The organism is Bacillus cereus ATCC 14579, assembly GCF_000007825.1.
GTDB lineage: Bacteria > Bacillota > Bacilli > Bacillales > Bacillaceae_G > Bacillus_A > Bacillus_A cereus.
In genome coordinates, this window is the sequence record NC_004722.1 from 2,914,785 (window position 1) to 2,932,019 (window position 17,235).

Below are 17,235 nucleotides of genomic sequence, written 5' to 3' on the forward strand. Positions count from 1 at the left end.
CCTTAACCATTTAGTCAATGCTTGAGCCTATGGACCCATCTTTTACAAGTGAGGGCGCCCCTATTAATCTAAATAAGCGTCTCATTTCCAATCTTCCAGCTAAACCATCTCCCGTGCCCTTCTGTTTCTCCAACCGTTTCACGATATTCGTTTCCGTTAATATAATAATCAATATGAAGGTCACGATCCCACATGTTGTTATACAGGTGGAATACATCACGTTTTGCGCCAATTTCTTGTATTTGTTTTTCTAACTTATGTTTTACTTGTTCTGGTATCTGATTTGCAACATGTGTATGGAAAATACAAATAACAGCTTCTTCACTTATTTGTTCAATAATAGATGATAATAGCTCTACACCGTCTCCTTCTATTAATTGGACAGATTCATTTTTCACTAAAGATGCAGCTTGATCAAACATCTCAAGCCTTTCTTTATGTTCTGGCCAAATTAAAGCACGTAACCATAAATAATCTTCCTTATTATGTAAATCATTCACATGTAAGTCCAGTCCAATTCTTTCTACGACAGATGGGCTTTCTTTTAGAAAATGCGGCACATTCGTCCCTCTTATTTCAGAAGTTACATGCACATTTGAATTTATATTTCCGTACATTTCATCCGTCCCGTACGAATAACTATATTGGTCCCAGAACAGTTGCAACCCAGAACTTGTCCCAATTTCAATTAACGCTAACGGCTTCTTCACTTTGTTAAATATGTAGCAGAAACTTGGGTATAAGTATGCGCACCGTCTTACTTCATTTGTTTGAACGAGTTTCGTTTGTAACAAAGTAATGATTTCTTCTCGGTACTCTTTACAGAAATCTTTAAAATGATTAAAAGCTTTATCTAAATTTGTATCAGCATTTTCAACTAAACTACTATAATACGTTTTTAAATGATGTTCTTTCCCTGCTAACAATAAATAATGTACTGCACCTAATAGTAAGTTTGGGACTGGTTGACCTACCTGAGCATAGGACGATAGTGTAAGTACTTCCTCATCTTCAGCAATTTTCATTGATAAATATTCATATAAATCACTTGACCCTTTACATTCCTTTATTGAAAAGTTTCGAAATAAGTTTGAAATTTGTTCTTTTGTACACATTAGAGTCCCTCCTTTTTATTTTTCAGAATAATCTTACCATTATAGAAAGAATAATCCTATAAAAAGGTACTCGATTTAGTCACTTAAGGATACGTAAGCTTTTTCGAGATAATTTCAAACTGTAATTTTTTTCTATTTATCACCTTAAAAGAGCTTGTTAAATAAGATTTTTAGCGAATAAAACGTTAAATAGTTTAAAATTATCAGATAACACTAGATATTTTAGTCTATTAATTATTATAATAGAGTATGAGATGGTTATATAATTGAGACAAAAAAGGTATACACCTAGGTGGGGCCTAGGCGGTGTTTCTCTTTTACGGCTTAGACATAGAAAACACCTACACTTTTTTGCCAATATAGGGGATGGAGAGATTATCATGAGCAACATGCAGCAAAAAACAGACGTTATCTTAATTGGTGCAGGAATTATGAGTGCAACGTTAGGCTCATTACTAAAAGAATTAGCACCAGAATGGGAAATTAAAGTTTTTGAAAAACTCGCAAGTGCCGGGGAAGAAAGCTCTAACGAATGGAATAATGCAGGTACAGGGCATTCTGCGCTATGCGAACTGAACTATACTTCCGAAAAAGCTGACGGATCTATAGATATTAGTAAGGCTGTAAAAGTGAATGAGCAATTCCAGCTTTCAAGACAATTTTGGGCATATCTTGTAAAGAGCAAATTAATTCGTAATCCACAAGATTTTATTATGCCACTACCTCATATGAGTTTAGTACAAGGGAAAAAAAATGTTGAGTTTCTAAAAAACCGTTTTGAAGCGCTTTCAAAAAATCCACTGTTTCAAGGAATGGAATTTTCTGATGCTCCTGAAACATTAAAAAAATGGCTTCCACTCATTATGGAAGGCCGCACATCTAATGAACCGATGGCGGCAACGAAGATTGACTCTGGAACGGATGTTAACTTCGGTGCATTAACACGTATGTTGTTTGATTACTTAAAAACAAAAAATGTCGAGCTAAACTACAAGCATAGTGTCGAAAATATTAAGCGCACGAAAAATGGTTTGTGGGAAGTAAAAGTACACGATATGAATAGTGGTAAAATTGAGCATCATACTGCTAAATTCGTCTTTATTGGCGGCGGTGGCGGTAGCCTACCTCTACTTCAAAAGACTGGTATCCCTGAATCAAAACATATCGGTGGATTCCCGGTAAGTGGACTATTTATGGTATGTAAAAACCAAAAAGTTGTAGAGCAACATCATGCGAAAGTGTACGGTAAAGCTAAGGTTGGTGCTCCGCCAATGTCTGTACCTCATCTAGATACGAGATATATAGACAATAAAAAAGCTTTACTGTTTGGACCATTCGCAGGCTTCTCACCTAAATTCTTAAAAACAGGTTCAAATCTTGACTTAATCGGTTCTGTAAAACCGAATAACGTCTTAACGATGTTAGCCGCTGGTGTAAAAGAAATGGGACTTACAAAATACTTAATTCAGCAAGTTATGTTATCACACGAAAAACGTATGCTCGATTTCCCGGCATTCATTCCGAACGCGAAAAGTGAAGATTGGGATATTGTAGTTGCTGGGCAACGTGTACAAGTAATTAAAGATACTGATGCTGGTGGTAAAGGGACACTTCAATTTGGTACAGAAGTAGTAAGTGCAGCTGACGGCTCAATCGCCGCATTACTAGGCGCATCACCAGGTGCTTCTACTGCTGTTCACGTCATGCTTGAAGTATTAGAAAAATGTTTCCCAAGCCGCATGATAGAATGGGAAGAAAAAATAAAAGAAATGATTCCTTCATATGGCATTTCACTAACTGAAAATCCAAGATTGTTCCAAGATCTTCACACTTCTACTGGTCGTACACTTGGATTAAACGAAAAAGAAACTGTTCATAATTAATGAAGAAATAAAAAAACGTCCGATATATTCGGACGTTTTTTTGTCTACTAAAAATTATACTTATCAATATTATCTTTCGTAAATACAACTCGTTCTGGTAATACGATAATTCCATTCCCTTCTGCCTCATAATCATATCCTTGAATGGAGTTTGGCTCTACCTTCACTTTTCCAATTCCTTTTACTTCGAAGCTATCCCCTACTTTTAACTTCTTCCCTTTTACAACAATTTCATTTGCTACATACGTTGCGAGAGCACCTTGTTGTTTTACATCCCATAAACCAAATTGTGCTACTGTTCCTCGTTTTACGTAATCACGCATAACGTTTGGTGTAGAGAAGCCAGTTACGACAACCTTTTTATCCATTTTTAAATTTTCAGCTGCTTGTGCCATTGCCGGAAGTGCCGTTGCATCTGGACAAATGACTGCATTAATATCAGGATACGTTTTTAAAATATTCTCTCCTACTGACAAAGACTTTTGCGCATTATTTTCACCGTACTGCGTCGTTACAATTTCCCAGTTCGGATATTTCTTTTTAATAATTTCTTTCGCTTTCGTTACCCATTGGTTTTGATCCGTTACTGTCGGGCTAGAATAAAAGAAGGCTACTTTTCCTTTATCTCCAATTTGCTTTGAAGTCATTTCTATTAATAAATTAGCAAGTTGGTCTGGTGTTCCTTGGCTTATATAAAAAGAACGATCTTTCGGATTCACATCAGAATCCCACGTTAAGACAGTCATTCCTTTTTTCTTAGCACGTTGTAGTGATTGCGATAAACCATCAACTGATGTAGAGGAAACCATAAGTGCATCATAGTTTTGGTTAATAAAATTATTTATATACTTTACTTGCCCGGATACGCTCGCTTCAGACGGTCCATCATACTTCACTTGCACGCCTAACTTATCTCCCATCTCTTTTGCCCCTTCACCACCCGATGTGAAGAAACCAACTCCTGTTAATTTCGGAATAAATGCAAATTTCACATCATCAACCTTTTTCTTATCTGCCGTTTGGCTAGAACACGCAATTAAACCGATTAAACAAATACATACAATCAATACAATCCCCAGTTTTCTCTTCATGACATTTCCCCCTTATGCAAATTCTTTCTTTTCTCCGCTAAGAATTGATGTAATTTGAAATGTCTCATAATAACTGAAAGAATAAGGATAATACCTATTACTACATTGGATTGTTCATTTGTTAAACCCGTCATTTGCAAGCCATACTGCATGAGCCCAATAAAAATACTCGCTAGTACAGTACCAATAATACTTCCTTTTCCCCCCGTAATAAGTGTCCCGCCTAATACGACTGCTGTAATGATTGGTAAAATTGTTTCACTTCCCATATCAGCACGTGCGGAACCAAAATATGCGGTTAAGAAAGCACCTCCTAATCCACCTCCTAACCCGGAAAGTATGTAAGCGATAATGACTACTTTTTTCGTTTTAATCCCGGTGTATTTTGCTGTATTTTCGTTCGCACCTGTTAATTTTACATGGCGCCCGTATATAGTTCGGTGAAATAATACAGTACATAAAACTGTTAATACGATCAGTAGCCATAATAAATTCGGTATTCCTATAAAACTACCGTTTGCCAGTTGTACAAATGTGTCAGGTAAACCGCTTATTCCTTCGTACCCAGAAGCACCTGCCCCTCCTGAAATGACGAGGGCAATTCCCCCGTATAAAAACATCGTTCCGAGTGTAACGACGAGTGGTTCTACATCCGTCATTTTTATAATGAGTCCGTTTAAAGCGCCTGCTAAACAACTAATTATTAGGGCGATTATAACAGCAAACAAAATAGGTATTCCGTTCATCCAAAGTACACCGATTAAGATTGAAGTGAGCCCCATTATTGAGCCGATCGATACATCAATTCCTCCTGTTACTATAACAAAAGTCATTGGTATCGCCGCAATTGCGATAAATAGGAAATCATTTGTACTAAAAAGGAGATTACTAATATTTAAGAAATCACTATTTATTAAACTAAAAAGGATGAATTCTACAAGAAGTAATACAATTAGAACCCCTTCCCATCTATATACATACTTCATAGATTCATCCTCCTTTCTGCCTTCCACTTTTTCATAACACTATCTAATATGATGATAAGTAATAATAAAAAACCTGAAATAGCATTATTCCAAAATGCTGGTATTTTTAAAAAGACGAGTGAGCTACTTATTGTTTCTAAAAATAACGCTCCTAATGCAGCTCCAAATAAAGATCCTGTTCCTCCTTTTAAATGAATTCCTCCTAGTACAGCGGCTGCGATTACTTGTAATTCTAATCCTGTACCTGTTTGATTTGGCACGAAACCGATATTCATAACAAATATGCAACCAGCGAGCGCAGCGCTTATGCCTGAAATCATAAACGCATATATCTTCACTTTATTTACAGGTATACCAATAAGCCTCGCGCCATCTTCATTATCACCTACCGCATAAAAGTATCTTCCCAATGGCACTTTTCTTAAAAAGAAGTATAGTAGTAGTAAAATAATAAGAACGAACCATACAGTTATAGGTAAACCAAGAATGATGATAGATGACAGCTGCTTAAAATCGTTTGGAATATCTTCAATCCACTTCCCGCCTGTGAAAATTAACATTGTACCTCTAATAATTCCTAACATGCCTAATGTCATAATAATGGCTGGTACCCGAAACTTCGCAACTCCAATACCATTTACGAAACCAATAATGGCCCCAAGTATAATAGCTACAAATATCGACAAGAATGCACTATACCCATTCGTTAACATCATTCCGCAAACTGCTGCACTTAACCCCATGCTTGAACCAACTGATACATCTATATTTTTCGTAAATAAGACGAACGATTGACCGATTGCTAGCACGACTAAAATAACGCTTGATTTCATCAGTAAAGATAACGAGTTAAATTGAATAAAACTAGGGTTTATCATTCCTACAATAGCTATATAAATTAGTAGTAACAGTATGATAGACGTTTCATGCATTTTTAACATATGTTTCATTCCGCTACACCTCCGTATGCAAGGCGTGTAACTTCATTCACACTCAGTTGTTCTTTTTCCATATGAGAAACAAATCGCCCATTTCTCATTACATATACACGGTTTACTAATTGGACAATTTCTTCAACATCTGAAGAGATTAATAAAATTGCGAGTCCTTCCCTTTTCATTTTTTTTATCGTCTCATACACTTCAAGCCTTGCTTTCGCATCAATTCCGCGAGTCGGCTCATCAAGAATAATAATTTTAGGATTACATGCAAGATACTTCGCAAGCACGACCTTCTGCTGATTACCTCCTGATAAAGATGCCAGTTCTTTATTCATATCCTGTACAACAATTCGGAACTGTTCTATAAACGAATTAACTAAAGCGCTTTCTTTTTCTTTATTTATAAAAAAGCGATTATTTTGATATAAACTTGCTGCTGCAATATTTTCTTTAACAGAAGCAATTGAGAAAATTCCATTCCTCGCCCTATCCTCTGGCACATAAACTAGTCCTTCGTCTAGCCTTTTATGCAAAGAACACGTATCAATTGATTTTCCACCCAATAAGATAGACCCTGATTTTATAGTTTTCAATCCAAATATCGCTTCTGCTAATTCCGTTCTGCCAGATCCTATAATGCCAGCAACACCTACAACCTCACCCGCATGTACAGTGAATGATATATTTTCGAATGCGTGACCATTTATATCAACCACTTCTAATATTTTTTTCGTCTTTACTGTCTCTTGAACTACTTCTATTTTCTCTTTCTGTTTATATCCTTTTGGCAATAGTCCCTCCATCAGCATGTCATATGTATAGTCACATACATCACCTTGGCTTACAACCATTCCATCACGTAGTATTGCTACTTTGTTGGCAATTTCAAAGATTTCTGGAAAACGATGCGTAATATAAATCATCCCAATTCCTTTTTCTTGTAAACTTTTCATCAACACAAAAAGACTCTTAATTTCGTGTGTTGTTAATGTCGATGTTGGCTCATCTAGAATAAGAATCTCAGCTTCTCTTATTAATCCTCTAACGATTTCTACTAACTGTTGTTGCGCAATCGATAATGTTCCTCCTAGTTTATTAAGGTCAATATCCCATCCTAAGCTGCTAATCAATTGCTGAATCTGTACTTTTAGTTTCTTTTTCTTTTCTTTTAACCCGATACATATATTTTCTTCAATAGTCATATGCGGAAAAATGAGTGGTTCTTGCGGTATTAAATAAATACCTTTTCGGTGTGCTTCTGATGGATTTGAAAACTGTTGCTTCCTTCCTTTTACATACATCTCTCCATCATCATACGAATATAACCCCGTTAATATTTTCATTAATGTTGATTTCCCGGCGCCATTTACTCCCCCACTAAAGCGTATATATCTCCGCGCTCTACTTGTAAGTTCACTTCTTTTAATACAAGTTGATTTAAAAACGCCTTACTCATTTTCTTTACTTGTAATAAAGGTACGTTCTCCACATGATGTCACCTGCCTTTATCCAGAACATTTTTTGAGAAAATGATTATTTGTTCTACTTGTTTTGTAGCATTGTATATTCCTTTTTTTATATCTAGAACACTTTTTTCTACGTACTATTAATCGTTTCAACTGGAATAAACAAAATATATGGTACATATGTTTAAGCTGTGGTCAATTGTTGAAAGGGATGAAGAGTATGACTCAGCTGAACTTTGAAGAAAATTTATTAACTAAAGTAGCTTGGTACTATTATAAAGACCAATTAACACAACAGGAGATCGCGTCACTTCTTCATATTTCAAGAAATAAAGTCGTCCGGTTATTAGATAAAGCGCGAAGTGAAGGTATCGTTACATTTCACGTAAAAGGGACTGGTTTGCACTGTTTAAGTATTGAGCGTGACCTAATGAAAAAATTCCACTTAAAAGATGCTTTTATTATCCCTACCCCAGTAAACAATTATCACGCTTCTCTCGGAAAAGCTGCTGCACAATATTTAGAAACTCATCTCCAGCAAGGTGATTTACTCGGTATTGGCTGGGGAGAAACAATTAGCAAAATGCTAGAAAACATTCATTTTGAAAGTTCTATCAACCTTTCAATCGTAACGCTCACAGGCGGGGTAAATCACTATCTCCCGAGAAAACAAAACTATTTACACTACATGCAAGGCGAACTTCACATTATCCCTACGCCGTTTCTAGCGTCTACAACCGAAATGGCACAAAGTATTCTATCAGAACCGAGTGTAAAAGATATGCTTCAAGTCGCTTCACTTGCTCATACGGCTGTTGTCGGTATTGGGGGATTATCTCAAGACGCTACGATTGTAAAAGAAGAAAAATTAACACTACGTGAGATGACATATATTCGTAGTCAAAACGGTGCTGGCGATATTTTAGGACAGTTTTATAATACAAATGGCGATTTATTAGAGCTCTCGCATCACAATCGTCTAATTGGCACGCCCCTCTCTATTTTGCGCAATATGAAGCATGTCGTCGGTGTTGCTGGAGGTACTGAAAAGATAGATGCAATTTGTGGTGCCTTAAAAGGAAAGTTTATTCATTCATTAATTACCGATGAGGAAACTGCCCTCTCCTTATTACGAAAGGATGGTGATTGTTAATGTCCCATTTATTAGCTTTCGATGCTGGTACAGGGAGCATTCGAGCAGTTCTTTTTGATTTACATGGTAATCAAATTGCAGTAAGTCAAAAAGAATGGATTCACAAATCTGACCTTCGTTATCCAGGCTCTATGAACTTTGATGTAGTAGAAAATTGGAAGCTAGTACAAGAATGTACGAAAGAGGTGCTTCAAAAAAGCAACACTCCTGCCTCTTCTATTCTTGCTATTAGCGCTACAAGTATGCGAGAAGGATTTGTTTTATATGATCAAGATGGGCAAGAAATATGGGCGTGTGCAAATGTTGATGGGCGCGCATCCGTCGAAGTTAGTGAATTAAAAGAAATTCGGTCACATCTTGAAAAAGATTTATATACAAAGTCTGGTCAAACTTTTTCATTAGGTGCTTTACCACGCCTACTCTGGATAAAAAAACATGAACCCGACGTCTATAATAATATTCACTCTTTTACAATGTTAAACGATTGGATTTTATATAAACTAAGCGGCGTACTACAAATCGATCCCTCAAACGGATGCACGTCAGGTATTTTTGACTTACAAAATAGAGTGTGGGATAACGATGTCGCTAAGGAGTGCGGCCTATCTTTGCCATTTTCACCAACAGTAAATGAAGCTGGTACAGTAATTGGCAACGTTACAAAAGAGTGTGCAGCATTAACTGGATTACGTGAAGGGATTCCTGTCGTCGCCGGGGGTGGAGATGCTCAAATGGCATCGCTCGGAACAGGAATCGTGAAACCGAATCAAACGTTAATATGCGGGGGGAGCTTTTGGCAACAAGAAGTGAATGTTACTGAGCCAATAACAGATCCACATGCTGCGATTCGAGTAAATTGTCACGTTGTTCCGAACCTATGGCAATATGAAACAATCGCCTTTTTCCCAGGTCTCGTTATGCGCTGGTTTCGAGACGCTTTTTGCCAAGAAGAAAAGAAACTTGCTGATAAACTCGGTGTAGATGCTTATGAATTACTAGAAGAACAAGCGAAAGACGTACCTGTCGGTTCACATGGCATTATCCCTACTTTTTCAAACGTTATGAACTACATTTCTTGGCGTCATGCCGCACCTTCTTTTTTAAATTTAAGTTTAGACGCTGACAAATGCGGAAAAAAAGAACTGTTTCGTGCTATTGAAGAAAATGCAGCCTTCATTACACTTGGAAACTTAAAATTAATAAAAAATCTAACTGGCACATTCCCTTCTGAAGTTATTTTTGCTGGCGGTGCCGCTAAAGGAAAACTATGGCCACAAATTCTATCAGACGTACTCGGTATTCCTGTAAAAGTACCTGTTGTGAAAGAAGCAGCTGCTTTAGGAACTGCGATTGCTGCTGGAGTTGGTGCTGGCATATATTCATCTATGGAAGAAACTGCCGAAGAGTTTGTACAGTGGGAGCAAACATTCGAACCAGTTACTGAAAATCACGAACTATATAAAGAGTTCTATGAAACATGGAAAACTGTATATGACAGTCAGCTCGCTTTAGCTGATAAAGGGCTCCCCTCACATATGTGGACTGCGCCTGGTGCACTGTAACACATTACATAAAGGAGTGAACTGTATGTTAAAAGCGAATGAAAATGACTTCTCCTATCGCTTCGGTGATAACGGGCCGAAATATTTAATACAAGGTCCAAATATTGATCTTGGCCTTGTTGTCATTCAACCGGGCCAGGAGTTTCAAAACCATTATCATACGACGTGCGAAGAGGTCTTTTATGCATTAGAAGGTGAAATAGATTTCTATGTGAATAATGAAAGAGTTCCAATTAAACAAGGTGATGTCCTGCAAGTTCGTCCTCATGAATCTCACTATCTTATTAACCATTCTGACAAACCTTTTAAAGCTGTTTTTATTAAGTCACCACATTTACCAAATAAAGATACTGTACAAACGGAAAATCCAACATTAACGAAGGAGTGATTTGGAATGACTTGGGGATTTAAAAATCGATTAAATACAATTTTACCTGATGGTAGAGCGGTTATGTTAGCAATAGATCACGGTTATTTCTTAGGACCAATTCACGGACTAGAACAACCACTTGAAACAGTAAAAAACTTACTTCCTTATACAGACTCCCTCTTTTTAACGCGCGGTGTACTTAGCTCCTGTATTCCTGAAAACTGCAGCACACCGATGGTTATGCGTGTATCTGGCGGCGCTACTGTCGTCGGTAAAGATTTAGCGAATGAAACAATTGTTACACCTGTAAAAGAAGCAGTGAAGCAAAACGCAATTGGCGTTGGTGTTTCTGTTTTTGTCGGATCAGACTATGAAACACAAACTGTTTCGAATCTCGCAAATGTAGTCTCTGAAGCTCACGATTACGGCCTACCTGTACTCGGCATTACCGCAGTCGCAAAAGAATTACAAAAACGTGAAGCTCGCTTTCTAGCACTTGCTTCCCGCGTATGTGTTGAAATGGGTGCTGATATTATTAAAACGTATTACTGCGAGGGATTCGAAAAAATAACGAGCACATGCCCTGCCCCAGTCGTCATCGCAGGTGGCCCAAAACTAGATTCAATTGAAGACGCATTAAACATTACGTACAATGCGCTGCAAGAAGGCGCAATTGGAGTAGACATGGGCCGAAACATATGGCAATCCGAGCACCCAGCTGCGATGATTCAAGCGATACATGGCATTGTGAAGAATGGATTGAATGTGAAAGAGGCGCTTGAACTTTATGATGATGTGAAGAATTAATGTGAAAAGACAGACTATTTATTAGTCTGTCTTTTTTACTTTACAGTGAAACTTTCTTAATCCGTCTTCTAATATGATACATACTTAAATTCTATACACCTTCAAATGATTACTCTTGATGATTACTATTAAGCTTTGAAACTTTCTTACCTTCTCTGTAATCAAGACAAGACACCTCAATTAATAAGCCATTAAATACTGTAAAATAAAAACCATAACTACTACCTCTCATCGTATACGGTTCCTTGTCTATTTCAATGCCACCAGCTACTAAACGATTATATGTTTGATCAACTTCATTTGAAGTATCCACTAAAAAACCAATATGAAAAGCTTCTGGATACATCACTTCCTTATTCCCCTTAAATGCTTTGGGGTCGCTTAGCACCAGTATAAATCCACTCTCATCACTCATTACTAATAATGCCTTTCCCTTTTGCTCTAAAAATTGAAAATCAAAAAATGTTTCAAAGAAATGTCTCGCTTCTGATAAATCATCAACACATAAATTCAAATGATTTAACTTCATTCACTCATCTCCTTTTAAGCAGAGAGTATGTAGACTCATTTTCATAACACTTAAATATGCAAGGTAAGATATTCAAGCGTTCCGTCTAAGACTATGCTTTATAAGTCTAATACTTTTCTCCATAGCCTAGAACGTTTTTTAAATGAATGAAAGATTTCCTATCATTCCCATCCCCCCAGTAATAAAAAAGAGGATACATGATTGCTTCTACAACATGTATCCTCTGCTTGTATATTACGACTGCTGATAAGCCGCTTTTGATGATTTCACATAATAAACTGCGTGATCCACATTAATGATATGATCTGGTTTTGGTTTACCACGGCCCGCTCTATGTCCAGCTAAGTGTTCTTCACTTGTTTCCCAGTTTTTCCATGCTTCTTCAGATTCCCAGCGAATCATAACGACTACTTCTTCGTCGCCGCGTCTTACTTTTTTCACAAGAACACTTAAGTCAATAAAGCCTTCAAATTTTTCAATAATACCTTCTCCAGTAAAACGTTCTACAACTATATTTGATGTACCTTCTTTTACTGTAAATGTTTTCGTTTCGATAAACATATATCCCACTCCTTCATTGTAATACGAATACTACTATACTTTTATTATAGTTGATTATGATAATTATTTTCAATTATAAAGTTTAAATTTTTCGAATTATGCTGTTTTCTCTTCTATCGCCTCATCTAAAAATTTGAAATATGGGAGTAAGATTCCGATTAAAGAAGTGACACATATAATTGAACCGATAATAAAGTATAGTGCTCTTACTCCCCACATTTCACTCAATATGCCCCCTACTAACACACCTAACGGCATAGCGGATCGTATGAAAAATAATCGCACCGAAAATATTTGTCCTATCATATTGTTCGGAACTGATTGTTGGCATATCGTTGTGTTATAAACATTGAAAAAGGCAATACAAACACCTGCAACTATTTCAATTATTACCGCCATTACAATACTGTGGTTAAAACCTAGCGAAATGTATGTGAGTCCCCCGATAAACAATCCTCCAAGCATAAGTATACGCCTGCTTTTATATGTTACTTTTCCGACTAGTATAGATCCAACTACATAGCCAAGTGGGAATCCGGCCATAAAATAACCAAATTCCGCATATCCCGCTGACAGCTCGTCTTTTATATAAGGAAGATTTGTAACCATCGTTACCCCAACTCCAAATTGCACGAAAGTAAGAAATATACCGAGCCAAACGATGATTGGTTTTGTAAAAAAATATGTAAAACCGTGAAGAAACTGTCCAAGCCACGTTTTCCGAATAGGTTGCGACGTTCTATTTTCTTTTATATAAAGTAAGAAAGCACCACTAACAAATAAACAAATGCATACGAAAGATAATGTAAGTTCTGTTCCAATGAAATGAATGACTACTCCACCTAATACTGGCGCAAGAAACATCATAAGGCGAGTCATTCCATCAATGTACGCATTCGCATCTTGAAGTTGTTCTTTCCTTACAATGCTCGGTGTAATGGCTTGACTTGCAGGTGTATAAAGTGGTGTAATAAGTCCCACTACTATTTGAACAACATAAATGTGCCAAACTTCTATACTACCTGAAACTAGCATCACTAAAGGTAATAAAAATACGGACGCTCGTATCCATTGTGAAAAAATCATAATCCACTTCCGGCTCCATTTATCAATAAATGGGCCGCTGATTAATTGCAGTATGAGTGATGGGATGAAATATAATAACCACATACTACTTAAAGCCATTTCTGATCCTGTTAACTCATATACTAGAATTGAATTACATAACGTTCCGAAAGCCCCTCCTAATTCTGAGATTGCACTACCAATCCACATAAAAAAAAACGAACGATTTTTCAATACATTTTTCAATTTCATACACCAACTTTTCTTTTATATTCCTCCCTTTATGTACATTCTCGTTGTTAATTATCTATTCAAAAACATATCTAATTCTTTCGCTAAAGACTGTACTGCTTTCTTTCTTAATACATATTTTCCATCGTGTATATCCACTAACTTCGCTGCACGTAACAATTTCAAATGGTGGTGTACAGTCGATTTACCAAGTTGCAATCTTTCTGTAATTTCCTGCAATGTTCGTTCTTTTTCGAACAACATTTTTACAATGCGTAACCTCGCTTCATCTCCAAGAGCTTTATGTTTTTGAACTAAAAAATAATTCGGTTCATATGGATCTTCAGGATGGATACTTTCGTTTGCAACTGGATAATGAAATACTTTCGTATCTTCAATATCTGCCTCAATATTCCACGGTCTGTACGTCATTTGCGGAATAAGAAATACGTGATGAACACTTGGCTCTGGCATATAAATAACGCCACCTGTAGCCCACTCGACAAACTCTTCCGGCTTCATCTTTTTATTCATTTCATTTTTTGCTTCATAATCTCGTTTTAATATAGAAAGTATTTCTTCTTCCTCACTCTTAATTACACTCTCATACCACCCTGTCATTACAGCGATTAAATGAGATTTCAGCACTTGTACATCTACGTCACATATAAAGCGAATGTACGTAGAGAAAAACTGATGATCATGTGTTAATTCCTTTAGTTCATGTATTGCAGTTCTATCTCTACTTGCGGCTAAACGTCTTTTTTTCTCATATTTCTCCCCTAAAAACGGTAAACATATATACTTCAAATCTTCTTCTGAAAGTGAATCGATTTTAACATGAAACTGTGATACATCCTGTATGTCTTCTTCATACAACAATTGAAGCAATGCTTTCCACGTATTATTTTCTTCGACAAATTGTAAGTGCTCTCTCATTTCTTCTGTTAATGATTTCTTAATTTCTTCCCATTCATTTTGACTCTTTTCAAGTGTATCAATTAACCTCTTATGAGTAATTGCTGCAATGCCAAGCGCACATTCGAAAAGTATCGAATATTTCACTTGAACGTTATAAGTTTCCCTCTTTCTACTCGTTATGTGATAGACCTCCATTTTTATCCCCTCCTTGTTTGCTATATATCAAATTCTATTTTTATCGAATTTAACCTTCTATATTTTTAGAATTATTTTGCGACTTCAAAAAAACTCTAATCCATGAGCAAATAGAGAAAGGTTTATACTCTTTTTCATTCTGACTCAATTAAAGCCTTGATTATTAAGTATCATATTAAAAAGAAGTTTTTTAATGGCTCTGTTATAAGTTGTCTTTCACCCTCTTGTGCAACTATAGAAAAGGTTTATTGAAGAGAAAAGAGAATTGGTTTTATTAAGAAAAATGAACAGGAGGCTATACGAATGGGAAGAAAAGAAATGTTGCAAAATGGAGTCCAACAAGTTTTTTACGAAGAAGAATGGTACCCACCAATATCAGAAGCGGTAAAGAATCTTACGGTTGAACAAGCATGTTGGCAACCAGAAGGTGCTGCCAGTAATACGATTTGGGAAAATGTGAACCATTTATTAATCTTTAAAGAACGCCTACTTTCCCGCTTACATGAAGACGACACATTTGTTGCTCCACAAAATAATGATGAGACGTTTATCCAAGGTGGACCTAATGATGATGCCGCTTGGCAGCAAACCGTAAAGCGAACGCTTCAAGTACATGATGCCTTACAATCTTCATTAACCGCCCTTCAAGAAGCAGAACTAGATCAACTAAGTCCTTCTCTACCAGTTTGGCAACAATATATGAATATCCTTTTGCATGATGCATATCATACAGGACAAATTATACAGCTTCGGAAACTTCAAGGTTCATGGCCAACTCACCGTTCTTATTTATAAAGTGAAATTTTAATCAGCTCTTACCAATCGGGATTTTGCGGGCAGCCCATCCCCACCTCACTTCTTTGCTTTCCTTGAATTTTGAGGTAAAAATCTTACTGTCCGTTAATCCGAAATAAACGATGTTTAAAATCGCATACGTTTAATATCCAACAAAACAATTGAAAACAGCTAATTGTTTGATAATTACTGCGATTTCTCAAAATAAAGCAAATTAAAATACATTAATTCCTAACATAACTTACATGCTTCATAACTTCTAATCATAATCCAAATTTGGAAGAATAGATGCTTTTTTATATACAAATAATAACTCTCAAGGAGTTGTTGACATGTATTTCATATTGAATATGTTAGGGATTTTCGTTGTCATATTAATCATTTTCTTATGTTCGCCTAATAAAAAACATATAAAATGGAGACCAATTGTAATTCTCATCCTATTGGAGCTTTTTATTACGTGGTTTATGTTAGGCACAAAGCTCGGCAGTATTATCATTAATAAAATTGCGTCATTTTTCAGTTGGCTACTAGCATGTGCGAATGAAGGTATTCGATTTGCATTTCCTTCAGCTATGGAAAGTCAGCACATTGATTTCTTCTTTAGTGCGTTACTTCCTATCATTTTTGTTATTACTTTTTTCGATATTCTTTCTTATTTCGGAATCTTAACTTGGATTATTGATAAAGTAGGTGCAGTTATTTCAAAGATTTCTCGTTTACCAAAGTTAGAAAGTTTCTTTTCGATTCAAATGATGTTTTTAGGAAACACCGAAGCACTTGCGGTTGTTCGTGATCAATTATCTGTTTTAAAAGAAAATCGATTATTAACTTTTGGAATTATGAGTATGAGTAGCGTTAGCGGATCCATTCTTGGTGCTTATTTATCAATGGTTCCAGCAACATATATTTTCAGCGCAATCCCATTAAACTGTATTAACGCATTAATTTTAGCCAATGTATTAAATCCTGTGGAAGTTTCGAAAGAAGAAGACGTTGTTTACACACCTTCAAAACATGAAAAAAAGGATTTCTTTTCTACTATTTCAAACAGTATGTTAGTTGGGATGAATATGGTTATCGTTATTTTAGCTATGGTAATTGGTTATGTAGCTTTAACAGCATGTTTAAATGGGATTTTAGGATTTTTTGTAACGGGGTTAACAATTCAAAAAATCTTCTCCATTATCTTTAGTCCTTTTGCATTTTTACTCGGTTTATCAGGCAGTGATGCTATGTATGTAGCTGAATTAATGGGGATCAAAATAACGACGAATGAATTTGTTGCAATGATGGATTTAAAATCAAACTTAAAGTCGCTACAACCGCATACGGTTGCGGTTGCAACGACATTTCTAGCTTCTTTTGCTAACTTTAGTACAGTAGGTATGATTTACGGAACTTACAATTCATTATTTGGCGGAGAAAAATCATCAGTCATCGGTAAAAATGTTTGGAAGCTTCTTGTTAGCGGGATGGCTGTTTCTTTATTAAGTGCTATGCTCGTTGGGCTATTTGTATGGTAATTAATTTTAATAATAAAAGACACCCAAGCCAATTGAGT

General features: G+C 36.2%; 15 protein-coding genes and 1 pseudogene. 7 read left to right on the forward strand and 9 right to left on the reverse strand.

The genetic code is table 11. The annotated features are described in order from the left end of the window. Nucleotides 1-68 precede the first annotated feature (68 nt). On the reverse strand, nucleotides 69-1,115 hold the full coding sequence (locus tag BC_RS14810; RefSeq protein WP_000337441.1) for a DUF2332 domain-containing protein: 1,047 nt from the start codon (nucleotides 1,113-1,115) through the stop codon (nucleotides 69-71). 380 nt (nucleotides 1,116-1,495) lie between these two features. Here BC_RS14810 and mqo point away from each other — a divergent pair, with 380 nt between their 5' ends. Then, entirely contained in the window at nucleotides 1,496-2,998 is a 1,503-nt protein-coding gene (gene mqo, locus BC_RS14815) for a malate dehydrogenase (quinone) (RefSeq protein ID WP_000069141.1), read from the forward strand. Between the two features lie 47 nt (nucleotides 2,999-3,045). On the opposite strand, the gene lsrB is transcribed toward mqo, so the two are convergent. The 4 genes and pseudogenes from lsrB to BC_RS14835 form a co-directional block, all read right to left on the reverse strand. After that, complete coding sequence (gene lsrB / locus BC_RS14820; RefSeq protein ID WP_000823665.1) at nucleotides 3,046-4,089, reverse strand: autoinducer 2 ABC transporter substrate-binding protein LsrB; 1,044 nt, start codon at nucleotides 4,087-4,089, stop codon at nucleotides 3,046-3,048. Further along, nucleotides 4,086-5,075 (reverse strand): ABC transporter permease, encoded by a 990-nt coding sequence (locus BC_RS14825; RefSeq protein ID WP_000878521.1) that lies wholly within the window; start codon nucleotides 5,073-5,075, stop codon nucleotides 4,086-4,088. Before BC_RS14825 ends, lsrB begins: the two co-directional genes overlap by 4 nt. Beyond that, on the reverse strand, nucleotides 5,072-6,025 hold the full coding sequence (locus tag BC_RS14830) for an ABC transporter permease subunit (protein WP_000682144.1): 954 nt from the start codon (nucleotides 6,023-6,025) through the stop codon (nucleotides 5,072-5,074). Before BC_RS14830 ends, BC_RS14825 begins: the two co-directional genes overlap by 4 nt. Then, nucleotides 6,022-7,505, reverse strand: a pseudogene (locus BC_RS14835) (sugar ABC transporter ATP-binding protein). Before BC_RS14835 ends, BC_RS14830 begins: the two are co-directional and overlap by 4 nt. 197 nt (nucleotides 7,506-7,702) lie before the next feature. On the opposite strand from BC_RS14835, the gene BC_RS14840 reads away from it, so the two are divergent. From BC_RS14840 to lsrF, 4 genes are read left to right on the forward strand one after another with little or no spacing between them, the layout of a single operon-like run. Continuing rightward, complete coding sequence (locus tag BC_RS14840; protein WP_000192708.1) at nucleotides 7,703-8,635, forward strand: sugar-binding transcriptional regulator; 933 nt, start codon at nucleotides 7,703-7,705, stop codon at nucleotides 8,633-8,635. After that, nucleotides 8,635-10,197, forward strand: a complete 1,563-nt coding sequence (lsrK, locus tag BC_RS14845; protein WP_000018809.1) for an autoinducer-2 kinase — start codon at nucleotides 8,635-8,637, stop codon at nucleotides 10,195-10,197. Before BC_RS14840 ends, lsrK begins: the two co-directional genes overlap by 1 nt. Nucleotides 10,198-10,222: 25 nt before the next feature. Next, complete coding sequence (locus tag BC_RS14850; protein ID WP_000909986.1) at nucleotides 10,223-10,585, forward strand: cupin domain-containing protein; 363 nt, start codon at nucleotides 10,223-10,225, stop codon at nucleotides 10,583-10,585. 6 nt (nucleotides 10,586-10,591) lie between these two features. Further along, a complete protein-coding gene (lsrF, locus tag BC_RS14855; protein WP_000219772.1) occupies nucleotides 10,592-11,374 on the forward strand; it encodes a 3-hydroxy-5-phosphonooxypentane-2,4-dione thiolase in 783 nt (260 codons plus the stop codon). A gap of 109 nt (nucleotides 11,375-11,483) precedes the next feature. Here the strand turns inward: lsrF and BC_RS14860 are convergent, their stop codons facing one another. The 4 genes from BC_RS14860 to BC_RS14875 all read right to left on the reverse strand — a co-directional run bounded on the left by BC_RS14860 (nucleotide 11,484) and on the right by BC_RS14875 (nucleotide 14,876). Further along, on the reverse strand, nucleotides 11,484-11,903 hold the full coding sequence (locus BC_RS14860) for a VOC family protein (RefSeq protein WP_000773075.1): 420 nt from the start codon (nucleotides 11,901-11,903) through the stop codon (nucleotides 11,484-11,486). 234 nt (nucleotides 11,904-12,137) lie between these two features. Then, on the reverse strand, nucleotides 12,138-12,464 hold the full coding sequence (gene hmoA / locus BC_RS14865) for a heme-degrading monooxygenase HmoA (protein WP_000469496.1): 327 nt from the start codon (nucleotides 12,462-12,464) through the stop codon (nucleotides 12,138-12,140). A gap of 96 nt (nucleotides 12,465-12,560) precedes the next feature. Then, nucleotides 12,561-13,781, reverse strand: a complete 1,221-nt coding sequence (locus tag BC_RS14870) for an MFS transporter (protein WP_000769364.1) — start codon at nucleotides 13,779-13,781, stop codon at nucleotides 12,561-12,563. A 51-nt stretch (nucleotides 13,782-13,832) separates the two neighbouring features. Further along, complete coding sequence (locus BC_RS14875; RefSeq protein ID WP_000454564.1) at nucleotides 13,833-14,876, reverse strand: ArsR/SmtB family transcription factor; 1,044 nt, start codon at nucleotides 14,874-14,876, stop codon at nucleotides 13,833-13,835. A 303-nt stretch (nucleotides 14,877-15,179) separates the two neighbouring features. Here BC_RS14875 and BC_RS14880 point away from each other — a divergent pair, with 303 nt between their 5' ends. Together BC_RS14880 and BC_RS14885 are read left to right on the forward strand one after the other, a co-directional pair. Further along, nucleotides 15,180-15,671 (forward strand): DinB family protein, encoded by a 492-nt coding sequence (locus tag BC_RS14880; protein ID WP_000532735.1) that lies wholly within the window; start codon nucleotides 15,180-15,182, stop codon nucleotides 15,669-15,671. A gap of 332 nt (nucleotides 15,672-16,003) precedes the next feature. Next, the gene (locus tag BC_RS14885; RefSeq protein WP_000273596.1) at nucleotides 16,004-17,197 is read left to right on the forward strand and encodes a NupC/NupG family nucleoside CNT transporter; all 1,194 of its coding nucleotides are present in this window, start codon (nucleotides 16,004-16,006) and stop codon (nucleotides 17,195-17,197) included. The last annotated feature ends 38 nt before the right edge of the window (nucleotides 17,198-17,235 follow it).

Excerpts from the sequence above, each read along its gene's own strand:
- lsrB (WP_000823665.1), bottom strand. The coding sequence starts at position 4,089 with ATGAAGAGAAAACTGGGGATTGTATTGATTGTATGTATTTGTTTAATC.
- BC_RS14870 (WP_000769364.1), bottom strand. The coding sequence starts at position 13,781 with ATGAAATTGAAAAATGTATTGAAAAATCGTTCGTTTTTTTTTATGTGG.
- lsrK (WP_000018809.1), top strand. The coding sequence starts at position 8,635 with ATGTCCCATTTATTAGCTTTCGATGCTGGTACAGGGAGCATTCGAGCA.
- BC_RS14880 (WP_000532735.1), top strand. The coding sequence starts at position 15,180 with ATGGGAAGAAAAGAAATGTTGCAAAATGGAGTCCAACAAGTTTTTTAC.
- BC_RS14830 (WP_000682144.1), bottom strand. The coding sequence starts at position 6,025 with ATGAAACATATGTTAAAAATGCATGAAACGTCTATCATACTGTTACTA.
- lsrF (WP_000219772.1), top strand. The coding sequence starts at position 10,592 with ATGACTTGGGGATTTAAAAATCGATTAAATACAATTTTACCTGATGGT.
- BC_RS14840 (WP_000192708.1), top strand. The coding sequence starts at position 7,703 with ATGACTCAGCTGAACTTTGAAGAAAATTTATTAACTAAAGTAGCTTGG.
- BC_RS14810 (WP_000337441.1), bottom strand. The coding sequence starts at position 1,115 with ATGTGTACAAAAGAACAAATTTCAAACTTATTTCGAAACTTTTCAATA.
- BC_RS14885 (WP_000273596.1), top strand. The coding sequence starts at position 16,004 with ATGTATTTCATATTGAATATGTTAGGGATTTTCGTTGTCATATTAATC.
- BC_RS14860 (WP_000773075.1), bottom strand. The coding sequence starts at position 11,903 with ATGAAGTTAAATCATTTGAATTTATGTGTTGATGATTTATCAGAAGCG.
- BC_RS14875 (WP_000454564.1), bottom strand. The coding sequence starts at position 14,876 with ATGGAGGTCTATCACATAACGAGTAGAAAGAGGGAAACTTATAACGTT.
- hmoA (WP_000469496.1), bottom strand. The coding sequence starts at position 12,464 with ATGTTTATCGAAACGAAAACATTTACAGTAAAAGAAGGTACATCAAAT.
- BC_RS14825 (WP_000878521.1), bottom strand. The coding sequence starts at position 5,075 with ATGAAGTATGTATATAGATGGGAAGGGGTTCTAATTGTATTACTTCTT.
- mqo (WP_000069141.1), top strand. The coding sequence starts at position 1,496 with ATGAGCAACATGCAGCAAAAAACAGACGTTATCTTAATTGGTGCAGGA.
- BC_RS14850 (WP_000909986.1), top strand. The coding sequence starts at position 10,223 with ATGTTAAAAGCGAATGAAAATGACTTCTCCTATCGCTTCGGTGATAAC.